This window comes from Enterobacter sp. CCUG 70166 (assembly GCF_020224095.1).
Classification (GTDB): domain Bacteria; phylum Pseudomonadota; class Gammaproteobacteria; order Enterobacterales; family Enterobacteriaceae; genus Enterobacter; species Enterobacter intestinihominis.
Genome location: NZ_NRIQ01000018.1, coordinates 44,113 through 58,296 on the forward strand (window position 1 = coordinate 44,113; position 14,184 = coordinate 58,296).

Genomic DNA, 14,184 nt, shown 5'->3' on the forward strand with positions numbered 1-14,184 from the left:
AATGGGCTGCGAGCAGGCACAGTGGCAGAAGAGAACGACGACAAAACAGAAGCCCCCACACCCCACCGACTTGAAAAAGCCCGTGAGGATGGGCAGATCCCCCGATCCCGAGAGCTGACCTCCCTGCTGATCCTGGTGGTGGGCGTCTGCATAATCTGGTGGGGCGGGGAGATGCTTGCCCGCAGACTGGCGGGAATGCTCTCTGCTGGCTTACGTTTTGATCACAGCATGGTCAATGACCCCAATCTGATCCTCATTCAGATCATCAACCTGGTAAAAAGCGCCATGATCGCTCTGCTGCCGTTGATTGCCGGGGTGGTCATCGTGGCTCTTGTTTCGCCGGTCATGCTCGGTGGCCTGGTGTTCAGCGGTAAATCGCTGCAACCGAAATTCTCCAAGCTCAACCCGCTACCCGGTATTGCGAAAATGTTTTCAGCTCAAACCGGGGCTGAGCTTCTTAAAGCGATCCTGAAATCGCTTCTTATGGGCAGTGCTGCCGGGTTTTTTCTGTGGCACCACTGGCCGGAGATGATGCGTCTGATCAGTGAATCCCCCATGACGGCGATGAAGAATGCCCTGAACCTGGTCGGATTAGGCTCGCTGCTGGTGGTTCTCAGCATTATTCCGATGGTGGCGTTCGACGTTATCTTCCAGATCTTTTCCCATATCAAGAAGCTGCGAATGTCGCGTCAGGATATTCGCGATGAATATAAACAGATGGAAGGCGACCCGCACGTCAAGGGCCGTATCCGCCAGATGCAACGTGCTGCCGCGCGTCGTCGCATGATGGAAGATGTGCCGAAAGCCGATGTGATTGTCACTAACCCGACCCACTACTCCGTGGCGCTTCAGTACGACGAAAACAAAATGAGCGCACCGAAAGTGGTGGCGAAAGGGGCCGGGCTGATTGCGCTGCGCATTCGTGAGATCGCGACGGAAAACCGCGTACCGATCCTTGAAGCACCGCCATTAGCCCGTGCGCTGTATCGCCACGCGGAAATTGGACAACAGATCCCGGGCCAGCTCTACGCCGCTGTCGCAGAGGTGCTGGCCTGGGTGTGGCAACTGAAACGCTGGCGTTTAGCGGGCGGTCAACGACCTGTAAAACCTGAGAACCTTCCGGTGCCTGAAGCACTGGATTTTTTGAACGAGAAGGACACTGATGGCTAATCTGGTGGCAATGTTGCGCCTGCCCGGCAACCTGAAATCGACGCAATGGCAGATCCTTGCCGGACCGATTCTGATCCTGCTAATTCTGTCGATGATGGTGCTGCCGTTACCGGCATTTATCCTCGACCTACTTTTCACCTTCAACATTGCGTTGTCCATCATGGTGCTGCTGGTGGCGATGTTCACCCAGCGCACGCTGGAGTTCGCCGCGTTTCCAACGATCCTGCTGTTCACCACGCTGCTGCGCCTCGCGCTGAACGTTGCCTCCACGCGTATCATCCTGATGGAAGGGCACACCGGCGCGGCGGCGGCGGGCAAGGTGGTCGAAGCCTTCGGTCACTTCCTGGTGGGCGGCAACTTCGCCATCGGTATCGTGGTGTTCGTCATTCTGGTGATTATCAACTTCATGGTTATCACTAAAGGGGCGGGGCGTATCGCAGAAGTGGGCGCGCGCTTCGTGCTCGACGGGATGCCGGGCAAGCAGATGGCAATCGACGCCGACCTGAATGCCGGGCTGATTGCGGAAGATGAAGCAAAAAAACGCCGTGCCGAAGTGACCCAGGAGGCAGATTTCTACGGCTCCATGGACGGTGCGAGTAAGTTTGTGCGCGGTGACGCCATCGCGGGCATTCTGATCATGGTGATTAACGTCGTCGGCGGCCTGCTGGTCGGCGTGCTGCAACACGGCATGGACATGGGCCACGCAGCGGAAAGCTATACGCTGCTGACCATTGGTGATGGTCTGGTGGCGCAGATCCCGGCACTGGTGATCTCCACCGCGGCGGGGGTGATTGTGACCCGCGTCAGCACCGATCAGGATGTAGGCGAGCAGATGGTGGGGCAGTTGTTCAGCAACCCGCGCGTTATGCTGCTCTCCGCGGCGGTACTGGGCCTGCTCGGCATGGTGCCGGGCATGCCAAACCTGGTATTCCTGCTGTTCACTGCCGCGCTGCTGGGCCTTGCCTGGTGGATGCGTGGCCGCGAAACTCAGCCTAAAGCAGAGCCAGCGCCGGTCAAAATGCCTGAGAACACCCAGGCGGTGGAAGCCACCTGGAACGACGTTCAGCTCGAAGATTCGCTGGGGATGGAAGTGGGGTACCGCCTGATCCCGATGGTGGATTTCCAGCAGGATGGCGAACTGCTTGGCCGTATCCGCAGCATTCGTAAAAAATTCGCCCAGGACATGGGCTTCCTGCCGCCGGTGGTGCATATCCGGGACAATATGGATCTCCCGCCCGCACGCTACCGCATCCTGATGAAAGGGGTGGAAATCGGCAGCGGTGATGCATACCCTGGCCGCTGGCTGGCGATTAACCCGGGCACGGCCGCAGGCACGTTGCCGGGTGAGCAGACGACCGACCCGGCCTTTGGTCTGGCGGCCATCTGGATTGAGAGCGCCCTGAAAGAGCAGGCGCAGATCCAGGGTTACACGGTTGTTGAGGCCAGTACCGTGGTCGCGACGCACCTCAACCATTTGATTGGCCAGTTCTCCGCGGAACTGTTTGGACGTCAGGAGGCGCAGCAGCTGCTTGACCGCGTAACGCAGGAGATGCCGAAGCTGACCGAAGATTTGGTGCCGGGCGTGCTGACCTTAACCACCCTGCACAAAGTGCTGCAAAATCTGCTCGATGAGAAGGTGCCGATCCGCGATATGCGCACCATTCTGGAAACACTGGCCGAGCATGCGCCGCTCCAGAGCGATCCACATGAGCTGACGGCGGTGGTGCGCGTGGCGCTCGGGCGCGCCATAACCCAGCAATGGTTCCCGGGAACCGGCGAAGTGCAGGTGATTGGCCTGGACACGCCGCTGGAACGTCTGCTGCTTCAGGCCCTACAGGGCGGTGGCGGGCTGGAGCCGGGTCTGGCGGACAGATTGCTGGCGCAAACCCAGGAGGCGCTGGCGCGTCAGGAGATGCTGGGCGCGCCGCCGGTGCTGCTGGTGAATCATGCGCTGCGTCCGCTGCTGTCGCGCTTCCTGCGCCGGAGCCTGAACCAGCTGGTGGTGCTGTCGAATATGGAGCTGTCCGATAACCGCAATATTCGCATGACGGCGACCATAGGAGGGAAATAATGCGTAAGTGGCTGTGGATCTTATTTTTCCCGCTGGCGGTGCAGGCCGCAGGCGAGGGGGCATGGCAGGCCAGCAGTATCGGCTTAACGCTCAACCATCGGGGGGAGTCGATCTCCTCCCGTCCGCTGTCAGCCTCTGAGCCCGTCTCCGGGCAGATGACGCTGGTGGCCTGGAATTACACCCTGACGGGATCCACACCGGCCGGGTTGCGGGTGCGGCTGTGCTCGCTGACCCGCTGCGCGGAAATCGAGGGCCAAAGTGGCATCACCCAGGCCTTCAACGGGGTGTCTGCTCAGGAACCTTTACGCTTTATCTGGGAAGTGCCAGGCGGCGGACGCCTGATCCCGGCGCTGAAGGTTCAGCGCAACGAGGTGCTCGTCAACTACCGCTAACTGCCCGCCTTTTCGCCAGTCTTCAGGCATTTCTGAAGGCTGGCTCGCAAAATTGACCTTCCCTTTTGATACAAAAGAAACGCTGTTTTATAAATCAGTGACACGCGTATTGACACTCTTTGCATTTTTGCCATTCACCACCCTGTGATGGCAGAAACAGAAAGGTTTCACCAGGTCGATACTTTTACTGTAGCCGTGTAAAAACTCCCGGACGAGGTTTGCTTACAGGGAGTCTCCCAAAACTGATTAGGGTTGACGGCAATGAAAACACGTAAAATTGGACTCGCAAATTATCTTGCTTACGGTTCAGGGGACTTCCTCGGAGCGGGGACTACCGCCCTGACGGCCGCCTGGCTTTTGTATTTTTATACGACCTTCTGTGGACTCACACCGATTGAAGCAACCTTTATCTTCGCCGCCGCAAGGGTGCTGGATGCGGTTGTCAGTCCGTTAATGGGCTTCTTAACCGATAATTTTGGTACCACCTGGCTGGGTAAGCGTTTTGGCCGGCGTAAGTTCTTCATCCTGCTCGGTATTCCCTGCGTTTTCAGCTACTCGCTGATGTGGGTAGGGGACATGAGTTTCTGGTATTACCTGCTGACGTATCTGATCTTTGATATTGTTTACACCATGATTCTGGTGCCGTATGAAACGCTGGTGCCGGAAATGACTGACGATTTCAAACAAAAAACCAAATTCTCCGGGGCGCGTATCTCCATGGCCCAGATGTCCGCCATTCTGGCCTCCTTTCTGCCGGGGATCCTGCTCACGCATTTCGGCAAAGACAACGCGATCTCCTTCTTCTATGCAAGCCTGGTCTTCTCCATACTTTGCGCGCTGATGCTTACTTTCGTCTGGTTCTTCACCTGGGAGCGTCCGCGGGAAGAGTGGTCTGAAGCAGCCCTGCGTGCTGAAGAAGAGAAGAAAAAGCTGACCCTGGGACAGAGCCTGAACCGTCTTTTTGTCGAATTAAGTTCGACGCTGCGTATCAAGATTTTCCGCCAGCATCTGGGCATGTATCTCGGCGGCTATATTGCCCAGGATGTGTTCAACGCCGTATTCACCTATTACGTGGTGTTTGTGCTGATGCAGGAAGCATCCATGGCGTCCAACCTGCTGGGCACGATGGCCATCTTCCAGTTCCTCGCCGTGATTGGCATGATCCCGCTGTGCATTCGCTTCGGACCTGCGCCGTCTTACCGCATGGTGGTCGTGCTGTTTGGCCTGGCCTCGCTCTCTTACGCGGTGCTTTATTACGCGGGCCTGAGCGACGTTTACGCTCTGCTGCTGCTGATCTCTGCGGTTGCCGGTCTTGGCCGCGGGGGTATTAACTACGTACCGTGGAATACCTACACCTACATTGCTGACGTGGACGAAGTGATCACCGGTCAGCGTCGCGAAGGGATCTTCGCGGGCATCATGACGCTGACCCGTAAAGCGTCCCAGGCCGGTGCGGTAATGCTGGTGGGGATCGTGATGCAGATGTCTGGCTTTGTCAGCGGACAAAAAGTGCAGCCTGCGGAAGTGAGCCACACTATCCTGATGATCCTGAGCGTCGGCACCATTCTGGTACTGTTCTGCGGCTTCCTGGTCTCCCTGCGCTTCAAACTCAATTTGCAGACCCACAGCACCCTGCGTGAAGAGACCGCGAAAATGCGCGAGTCCGGCCATGCGATGCCGGAGGCGGCGACCCCGCAGGCCCGCGCCACCGTGGAGATGCTGGCCGGTATGCCGTATGAATCCCTGTGGGGCAACAACAATATCGGTTACCTGAATCGCAACAAGCCGGCGGCCCCTTCACTGAAGGATCGTGCGGTACTGAATTCGACATACAACAGAGGTTAAGATGATGAAAGTTTGGCCTGTCAAACATAGCCCGTTACTGCGTCAGCCTGAGCGCTTTATCGCCAGGGATGAACTGAAATCGCTGATTCAAAAGGTGACGCATAATCTGGTCAATATCCACGACAAAACGGGCGAGTTTTTGCTGCGGCTGGACGACGGGCGCGTGATCGACACCAAAGGCTGGGCCGGATGGGAATGGACGCACGGCGTTGGTTTGTACGGTATCTGGCAGTATTACTGCCAGACCGGTGACGCAGGCATGCGCGAGATTATCGACAGCTGGTTTACTGACCGTTTCGCAGAAGGCGCAACCACCAAAAACGTGAATACCATGTCGCCGTTCCTGACACTGGCGTATCGCTACGAAGAGACCAAAAACCCGGCCTGGTTGCCGTGGCTGGAAAGCTGGGCGGAATGGGCGATGAATGAGATGCCGCGCACCGAACATGGCGGCATGCAGCACATCACACTGGCGGAAGAGAACCATCAGCAGATGTGGGATGACACGCTGATGATGACGGTGCTGCCGCTGGCGAAAATCGGCAAGCTGCTTAATAAGCCGGAGTACGTCGAGGAGGCGATCTATCAGTTCCTGCTCCACGTACAGAACCTGATGGATCGTGAGACGGGGCTGTGGTTCCACGGCTGGAATTACGACGGCAATCACAACTTTGCCCGGGCCCGCTGGGCGCGCGGCAACAGCTGGCTGACCATCGTGATCCCGGATTTCCTCGAACTGGTGGATCTGCCAGAAAACAACGCCGTTCGTCGCTATCTGGTGCAGGTGCTAAATGCGCAGATCGCCGCACTGGCAAAATGTCAGGATGAGAGTGGATTGTGGCATACGCTGCTGGACGATCCTGATTCTTATCTGGAGGCGTCGGCCACGGCAGGGTTTGCCTACGGCATTCTGAAAGCCGTGCGCAAGCGGTATGTCGGTGCAGAGTATGCAGAGGTGGCGGAGAAAGCGATCCGCGGTATCGTGCAAAACATCTCGCCGGAAGGGGAACTGCTGCAAACGTCCTTCGGGACGGGGATGGGCAGCGATCTGGCGTTTTACCGCCAGATACCGCTGACCTCGATGCCGTATGGCCAGGCAATGGCGATTCTGTGTCTGACGGAATATTTACGGAAATATTTTTAATACCTGAATAATAATCTCATTACTGCAAAGCCTCTTTTAAAAGAGGCTTTTTTTTATAATGGTACCGGGAAAATACCTTACGCCATCAATATCAGGCGTGTTATATATTGATGGAGTGAATACTATGCTGGAAATACATTATACTTAGTATTAAATCGTGATTTTCTTCACAAAACACAATCCGTATTTATCCTATTTTTTATCTGCGTTAAGATTCTTCTAATATTCATGCAAGGAGTGATGCAATGGAAAATACAATGGGCGGTATTATCGTTAACCCTGCTGTAAATATGCATGCCGATAAAATGTCTGATGAACATATCAATATGTTCGACACGGTTTTCAAGGATATTGATGGTGCGGGTTATTTCCCACTACTGTATGTCGGAAGCCAGCTTGTGGCTGGCCAGTTCCATACCTTTATTGCGCTTCGCCGTTTTATCCATGCGGAAGGCCCGGAAAAATCACTGGTTAAGGTGATTATTTTTCAAAGCCTGAATAATGACTTTGCCATTCATTCAATTTCTGAGTTTTAATGATTTTAACTACGGATGATTATTTAGACTGAAAAGGACATCATTATGTGGAAATCAGCGAAAAGGGATGAGTTTATCCCATTGGACGCGCCTGTAGCAGGTTATGAAATAGGTGTTCCTGGTATCAAAGGACCATCTCCATTGTTTATTATTCGCGCAAAAGTGAATGGTGGGATTCATCCGGGGAAATGGGTGTTCGGCAATACGGCATGGGTCCCATGGGGAGGAAGAGAGCACTTTTGTAATGAATTTGAAGTTTACGTGGGCGCTTTAAAATGGGTAGACGTTAAGGATAAACATTTCCCACCGAATATGGTTGAGGCGGGACATGAAGCCAATGGCACTAAGCTCTACGTTGCCCGTGCAAAATTCGATAACGGTCTCTTTGTGGGTAAAGCTGGAAGTCACCTCAGCAGAGGTTGCTGCATCGGCTATAACGGCAGAGAGTATGAATTAGATACCTTCCAGGTACTCGTTCACGACTGATGGCGTTCATTTATAAAAAAACCCGGCAACCGCCGGGTTTCTTTTTTACATACGTTCTATGGTTTCGATACCCAGGGTATCCAGACCCAGTTTCAGGGTCTTCGCCGTCAGCTGCGCCAGCTTCAGGCGGCTGTTACGCACCGCTTCGTTCTCGGCGGTCAGGATAGGGCAGTGTTCGTAGAAGCCAGAGAACAGACCGGCCAGATCGTAAAGGTATGCACACATAACGTGCGGCGTACCGTCGCGCGCGACCACAGAGAGCGTCTCTTCGAACTGAAGCAGGCGGGCAGCCAGCTGTGCTTCACGGTCTTCGGTAAGGGTCACCGTGGCGTTCGCCAGCACGCTTTCGTCAATACTGGCTTTACGGAAGACGGAGAGTACGCGGGTGTAAGCGTACTGCATGTATGGCGCCGTGTTGCCTTCAAACGCCAGCATGTTGTCCCAGTCGAAGATATAGTCGGTGGTACGGTTCTTGGAGAGATCCGCGTATTTTACCGCACCGATCCCAACCGCGTTAGCCAGTTTCTCCAGCTCGTCAGCAGGCATATCCGGGTTCTTCTCGGCCACCAGGCGACGGGCGCGCTCCAGCGCTTCATCCAGCAGATCGGAGAGCTTCACGGTGCCGCCTGCACGGGTTTTGAACGGCTTACCGTCTTTACCCAGCATCATGCCGAACATGTGGTGTTCCAGCGGCACGGAATCCGGCACATAACCCGCTTTACGCACGATAGTCCACGCCTGCATCAGGTGCTGGTGCTGACGGGAGTCGATGTAATACAGCACGCGGTCCGCATGCAGGGTTTCGTAACGGTATTTCGCACAGGCGATATCGGTGGTGGTGTAGAGATAGCCGCCATCCTTTTTCTGGACGATCACGCCCATCGGTTCGCCTTCCTTGTTTTTATACTCATCAAGGAATACTACCGTTGCGCCTTCGCTTTCCACCGCCAGGTTTTTGGCTTTCAGGTCCGCCACAATGCCCGGCAGCATCGGGTTATACAGGCTTTCACCCATTACGTCGTCGCGGGTCAGGGTCACGTTCAGACGGTTATAGGTAAGCTGGTTCTGGGACATGGTGATGTCCACCAGCTTGCGCCACATCTCGAGGAAGTACGGATCGCCGCCTTGAAGTTTCACCACGTAGCTGCGCGCGCGCTCGGCAAAGGCTTCGTCTTCGTCGTAGTGTTTTTTGGCTTCACGGTAGAAACCTTCCAGGTCTGCCAGCGCCATTTCGCCTGCGTTTTCCTGCTGCTGTTTTTCCAGATATGCGATCAGCATACCGAACTGCGTGCCCCAGTCGCCTACGTGGTTAGCGCGGATCACCTTGTGACCGAGGAACTCCAGGGTACGCACGGCCGCATCACCGATAATGGTGGAGCGCAGGTGACCGACGTGCATCTCCTTCGCCACGTTTGGCGCGGAGTAGTCAACCACCACGGTCTGCGCTTCTGGCTGAGCCACGCCCAGACGGTCAGATTTCAGCGCCGCGTCAACGTGGCTTGCCAGGAACGCAGGCTCAAGGAAAATGTTGATAAAGCCCGGACCGGCGATTTCGGTTTTGCTGGCGATGCCGTTGAGATCCAGATGCGTCAGTACCTGCTCAGCGAGCTGTCGCGGCGGCATGCCCAGTTTTTTAGCCACTGCCATCACGCCATTAGCCTGATAGTCGCCAAACTGTACTTTCGCTGACTGACGAACCTGTGGTTCGCAATCCGCAGGCGCACCTGCGGCAATCAGTGCCTGACTGACTTTTTCTGAGAGAAGAGCCTGAATATTCACCTGGATACCTTACGTTTTTGATGCGGGTAAAAAACACCCACGCCAGTTTAAGAATTTAGGGCGGGAGTATACTGCAAATGCCCTCGGGCGTCAGCCCTGCGGGGGGCGAAGATCGCTCAGAATCCAGGCGAAGACGGTATGCATAATCATGCAGTCGAAAAAACCGTGATTCTGCGGTTGGTCGACAGAGGGCAACAGAGTAAATTAGCGGCTTTGCGACACGAAACGAGACTGACCTATGGCGAACTGGCACACCATTGACGAACTGCATGATATTTCCGCAGATTTACCGCGCTTCACCCAGGCGTTCACAGAACTTGCCACCCGTCTCGGGCTGGATATCGCGCCGCTTGAGGCCGATCACATCTCTTTGCGCTGCCACCAGAATGCCACCGCAGAACGCTGGCGGCGTGGCTTTGAACAGTGCGGTGAACTGCTGTCAGAGAATATCATTAACGGTCGCCCGATTTGCCTGTTCAAACTTCACGCGCCGGTTACGGTGGCGCACTGGCAATTCACCGTTGTGGAACTGCCCTGGCCAGGAGAGAAGCGTTATCCGCACGAAGGCTGGGAGCATATCGAAATTGTTCTGCCTGGGGAGCCCGAGACGCTGAACGCCCGTGCGCTGGCGCTGCTTTCCGACGAGGGGTTAAGCCAGCCGGGTATTTTCGTCAAAACCAGCTCGCCAAAAGGTGAGCGCGAACGCTTACCGAACCCTACGCTTGCCGTAACGGACGGCAACGTGACGGTGAAATTCCATCCCTGGACTATTGAGCAGATCGTCGCCAGCGAAGCGTAAGCACTGTGAGCGTCGATCCAGACACGAATCGGGCAACGTGCCACGATGGTACGTTGAGTGAAATTTAAGGAGGATGACATGGCGCTGCTGGAAATTTGTTGTTACAGCGTGGAGTGTGCCGTCACTGCGCAACGGCAGGGGGCCGATCGCATCGAGCTTTGCGCGGCACCGAAAGAAGGAGGATTAACCCCGTCCTTTGGCGTGTTGAAATCAGCTCGTCAGGCCATCACCATTCCGGTGCACCCGATTATTCGCCCGCGCGGCGGTGATTTTTGTTATACGACGGGTGAGTTCAGTGCCATGCTTGAGGATATCGCCCTCGTCCGTGATTCCGGTTTTCCGGGGCTGGTGATCGGTGTGCTGGACGAAGACGGAAACATCGATCTTTCGCGTATGCGCCAGGTCATGCGCGCAGCCCAGGGAATGGCGGTCACTTTTCATCGTGCGTTCGATATGTGTCAGGATCCGATACAAGCCTTTGATACGCTGGCAGAACTGGGCGTGGCGCGCGTTCTGACGTCGGGCCAGCAGCCCTCGGCTGAAAAAGGACTGAAATTAATTACGGAACTAAAAGTACATTCCGGTGTTCCAATAATCATGGCGGGCGCAGGAGTACGCGCCAGCAATCTGGAACTGTTTTTAAACGCAGGGGTGGAAGAGCTACACAGCTCGGCGGGTAAATGGATACCTTCACCCATGCGTTATCGCAATACAGGGTTGTCAATGTCGACGGATGCTGAAGCGGATGAGTACTCGCGCTACGGTGTGGATGGAGAGTCGGTTGCGGAAATGAAATCGCTGATTGAACGTCATCACGTGTAGCAACGTACCGATTTTTACCGCGCATCATGTCGCCCAATATGATGCTTGCTTGTACCAGGCCCCTGCAATTTCAACAGGGGCCTTTTTTTATTCTTGCCCCTCACCCTAACCCTCTCCCCACAGGGGAGAGGGGACTGCACGGTGCGGTCTTTTCACCCTCGCCCCTTTGGGGAGAGGGCCGGGGTGAGGGGATAAATACTACGGCTTCGTTGCAATCAGCACCGCACGCATCGGGGCCGGATAGCCTTCGATGGTTTTACTGTGGTCGTCCGGATCGAGGAACTGCTCCAGCGATTCGGTGATCATCCAGTCGGTGCGACGCTGTTCCTCAACCGACGTCACGCACACATCGGCGATGCGTACATCGACAAACCCACATTTCTCCAGCCAGTTCTTCAGCGCCAGCGCGGAAGGGATGAAGTAAACGTTGCGCATCTGCGCATAGCGATCGCCTGGCACCAGAACGGCATGTTCATCCCCTTCGATGACCAGCGTTTCCAGCACCAGCTCACCGCCGCTGACCAGCTGATCTTTCAGTTGCCAGAGATGCTCCAGCGGGGAACGACGGTGGTACAGCACGCCCATCGAGAACACGGTATCAAACGCTTTCAGGGCAGGGAGTTGCTCGATACCCAGCGGCAGCAGGTGCGCGCGCTGGTCGTTACCCAGCAGCTTTCGCACCGCTTCAAACTGGCACAGGAACAGCTGCATCGGATCGATACCGACGGCCAGATGCGCGCCTGCGCCGATCATGCGCCACATGTGATAGCCGCTACCGCAGCCCACGTCCAGAATGGTGCGCCCGGTCAGGTCGGATAAATGCGGCAGAACGCGATCCCACTTCCAGTCTGAGCGCCATTCGGTATTGATGTTCACGCCGTACAGCGAGAACGGCCCTTTGCGCCACGGCATCAGGTTACGCATCAGCGTTTCGATGCGGTTGATCTGCCCGGCCGGGAGCGGCTCTTCGCTCTCCGCCGTCACGCTGTGCAGTAAATCCAGACGATGAGGCGTCAGTTCAGGCAGAAACTCCACGGCGTTGGACCACTGCTTCAACAGACCATGCTGCTGATCGCGCTGCCAGGTGGCAATTTGCGCAGGCAGGGTTTCCAGCCAGTGGGAAAGGTGGTTTTTGGCAATCAGTTGATAGAAATTACCGAACTCGATCATGCTGTGTCTCCGGCTTTCAGCGCCACCAGAGAACCAAAATTAAAGCACTGGAACCACAGTTCGCTGTGTTCAAATCCAGCTTTGCGCAGGCGCGCTTTGTGTGTTTCAACGGAATCCGTCAGCATGACGTTTTCAAGCATGCTGCGCTTCTGGCTGATCTCCAGCTCGCTGTAGCCGTTTGCACGCTTGAAATCATGGTGCATATTGAACAGCAATTCGCCCACGCTGGCGTCTTCAAAGCTGAATTTCTCAGACAACACCAGCGCGCCGCCCGGGTTGAGGCCCTGATAAATTTTATCCAGCAACCGCTGACGATCGTCCGGCACCAGGAACTGAAGGGTAAAGTTCAGGACCACCATCGAGGCGTTCTGGATGTCGATATCGCGGATATCGCCTTCCACCACCTCCACAGGCGTAGGGGCTTTATACGCGTCAATGTGGCGACGGCAGCGTTCAACCATGGCCGGTGAGTTATCGACAGCCACAATCTTGCAGCCTTCGTGATGAACGTTACGACGAATGGACAGCGTTGCCGCTCCCAGCGAACAGCCCAGGTCATAGACCTGCGTGCCGGGTTGAACGAAACGCTCCGCCAGCATGCCGATCATGGAGATGATATTGGAATAACCGGGAACAGAGCGCTGGATCATATCCGGGAAGACTTCGGCTACCCGTTCATCAAAGGTCCAGTCGCCCAGGCTGGCGATAGGCGCGGAAAAAAGCGTGTCGCGATCTGACATAACGTAAAAATCCGGGAAAAATAAAGGGGCATATTGTGCGCTAATGGAAGGAGAAAACCAACTCCCAAGGCATATACCAAAGGTTAGCCAGCACCATCAGCAAAAGCGAGCACCAGGTCGCGCTCATGCCGGAACGACGCCAGCGGATCAGGCGGTGGTGAAAACCATAATAATGCATCAAACGCCCTGCAATCAGCAGCAGCCCACAGACGTGCACCATCCAGGTTTCTGCGCCATCCATCTCCATTAACAGCAGTAAAATTAACGCGACGGGAATGTACTCGACCGCGTTGCCGTGGATCCGGATTGCGCTTTGCAGCTCAGAAAAGCCCCCGTCACCGTAGGAGACGCGGTACTGCATTCTCAGGCGCACAACATCAAATGAAAATTTAATCAGCAGTAATGCACCTAACACCGCATACAGCGCGCTGACCATACTAACTCCCTGTTTTTGGCAGATGGCACGTCTCTATGATAGGGGGTGATTTCAGAAAAGAGAAGATTGTTGTGGGATGGACGGCGCGGGGCCAACCGACGGAACCGCCTGCTGCAAGGCCTGCCAGAGAGCATCGACCAGCTCAGGTGCCTGGGCAATATCCGGCGTATGTAAAAACAGGTACGGAGTGGTGGTTTGCTCCCATTTCGCGAGCGTTTGCAGCCAGACGGCGAACATCTCCTCATTCTGTTGCATGTTATCGCTGCCGATAAACCGGACCATCGGGTTCTGCGCGGTAACAATGGCGTGAACCGGTACTTTCGGTTTTTTGCGCTGGGCATCAACAACGGCTTCGCTGTGCGGGATTGCGCTGTGCACGGGGCGGCTGTCGAGGATCACGCGGTTGACCGATCGTTCATACAGGCCGCGATTCAGCGCTTTCTCCGCGTCGCCTTTGGCAAAGAAATCTGGATGCCTCACCTCCACACCGTACGTGAAATCGTGGGGCAGGGCGTCGAGAAACTGCCAGAGGGCTTGTAGATCGCGCGGGCCGAACGTGGCGGGAAGCTGGAGCCAGTACTGGCCAACACGGTTTGCCAGGGGCGACATCCGGGTGAAAAACTCGTGGGTTAAATCATCGCAGTTTCGCAGTGCGGCGTTGTGGGAGATGGTTGCCGGAAATTTGAAGCAAAAGCGGAAATCGTCGGTGGTTTGCTCGCGCCAGCGCTCGACGATCTCCGTGCGTGGCAGAGCGTACAGCGTGGTATTGCCCTCCACGCAGTTAACATGTCGGG

General features: G+C 55.7%; 14 protein-coding genes. 9 read left to right on the forward strand and 5 right to left on the reverse strand.

Annotated features, from left to right (window positions below; all coding sequences use genetic code 11):
- Positions 1 to 21 precede the first annotated feature (21 nt).
- The 7 genes from flhB to CKK19_RS08915 all read left to right on the forward strand — a co-directional run bounded on the left by flhB (position 22) and on the right by CKK19_RS08915 (position 7,644).
- Positions 22 to 1,170 carry a flagellar biosynthesis protein FlhB gene (gene flhB / locus CKK19_RS08885; RefSeq protein WP_022648500.1) on the forward strand — a complete coding sequence of 383 codons (1,149 nt, stop codon included), beginning with the start codon at positions 22 to 24 and terminating at the stop codon, positions 1,168 to 1,170.
- Positions 1,163 to 3,241, forward strand: a complete 2,079-nt coding sequence (gene flhA, locus CKK19_RS08890; protein WP_003859723.1) for a flagellar biosynthesis protein FlhA — start codon at positions 1,163 to 1,165, stop codon at positions 3,239 to 3,241. Before flhB ends, flhA begins: the two co-directional genes overlap by 8 nt.
- On the forward strand, positions 3,241 to 3,633 hold the full coding sequence (gene flhE / locus CKK19_RS08895) for a flagellar protein FlhE (protein ID WP_063853241.1): 393 nt from the start codon (positions 3,241 to 3,243) through the stop codon (positions 3,631 to 3,633). The genes flhA and flhE overlap by 1 nt, the downstream gene beginning before the upstream one ends.
- A gap of 261 nt (positions 3,634 to 3,894) precedes the next feature.
- Positions 3,895 to 5,478, forward strand: a complete 1,584-nt coding sequence (locus CKK19_RS08900) for an MFS transporter (RefSeq protein ID WP_063853240.1) — start codon at positions 3,895 to 3,897, stop codon at positions 5,476 to 5,478.
- A gap of 4 nt (positions 5,479 to 5,482) precedes the next feature.
- Entirely contained in the window at positions 5,483 to 6,622 is a 1,140-nt protein-coding gene (locus CKK19_RS08905) for a glycoside hydrolase family 105 protein (protein WP_045308666.1), read from the forward strand.
- Positions 6,623 to 6,867: 245 nt separating this feature from the next.
- On the forward strand, positions 6,868 to 7,158 hold the full coding sequence (locus CKK19_RS08910) for a hypothetical protein (RefSeq protein WP_022648496.1): 291 nt from the start codon (positions 6,868 to 6,870) through the stop codon (positions 7,156 to 7,158).
- 45 nt (positions 7,159 to 7,203) lie between these two features.
- Complete coding sequence (locus tag CKK19_RS08915) at positions 7,204 to 7,644, forward strand: DUF3421 domain-containing protein (RefSeq protein WP_022648495.1); 441 nt, start codon at positions 7,204 to 7,206, stop codon at positions 7,642 to 7,644.
- 45 nt (positions 7,645 to 7,689) lie between these two features.
- Here the strand turns inward: CKK19_RS08915 and argS are convergent, their stop codons facing one another.
- On the reverse strand, positions 7,690 to 9,423 hold the full coding sequence (argS, locus tag CKK19_RS08920) for an arginine--tRNA ligase (RefSeq protein ID WP_063853239.1): 1,734 nt from the start codon (positions 9,421 to 9,423) through the stop codon (positions 7,690 to 7,692).
- A 238-nt stretch (positions 9,424 to 9,661) separates the two neighbouring features.
- Here argS and CKK19_RS08925 point away from each other — a divergent pair, with 238 nt between their 5' ends.
- Positions 9,662 to 10,222: a VOC family protein gene (locus CKK19_RS08925; protein ID WP_015570274.1), complete on the forward strand. Its 561-nt coding sequence runs from the start codon at positions 9,662 to 9,664 to the stop codon at positions 10,220 to 10,222.
- Positions 10,223 to 10,300: 78 nt separating this feature from the next.
- Positions 10,301 to 11,044, forward strand: a complete 744-nt coding sequence (gene cutC / locus CKK19_RS08930) for a copper homeostasis protein CutC (protein WP_063853238.1) — start codon at positions 10,301 to 10,303, stop codon at positions 11,042 to 11,044.
- Between the two features lie 198 nt (positions 11,045 to 11,242).
- On the opposite strand, the gene cmoB is transcribed toward cutC, so the two are convergent.
- The 4 genes from cmoB to CKK19_RS08950 form a co-directional block, all read right to left on the reverse strand.
- Positions 11,243 to 12,214, reverse strand: coding sequence for a tRNA 5-methoxyuridine(34)/uridine 5-oxyacetic acid(34) synthase CmoB (cmoB, locus tag CKK19_RS08935; protein ID WP_015570275.1), 972 nt, complete (start codon positions 12,212 to 12,214; stop codon positions 11,243 to 11,245).
- A complete protein-coding gene (gene cmoA / locus CKK19_RS08940) occupies positions 12,211 to 12,954 on the reverse strand; it encodes a carboxy-S-adenosyl-L-methionine synthase CmoA (protein ID WP_038416270.1) in 744 nt (247 codons plus the stop codon). Before cmoA ends, cmoB begins: the two co-directional genes overlap by 4 nt.
- Positions 12,955 to 12,994: 40 nt before the next feature.
- On the reverse strand, positions 12,995 to 13,390 hold the full coding sequence (locus tag CKK19_RS08945; protein WP_003859737.1) for an MAPEG family protein: 396 nt from the start codon (positions 13,388 to 13,390) through the stop codon (positions 12,995 to 12,997).
- 51 nt (positions 13,391 to 13,441) lie between these two features.
- Positions 13,442 to 14,184 (reverse strand): DUF72 domain-containing protein (locus CKK19_RS08950; protein ID WP_225455101.1); only part of this gene is annotated, 743 nt, incomplete at its 5' end.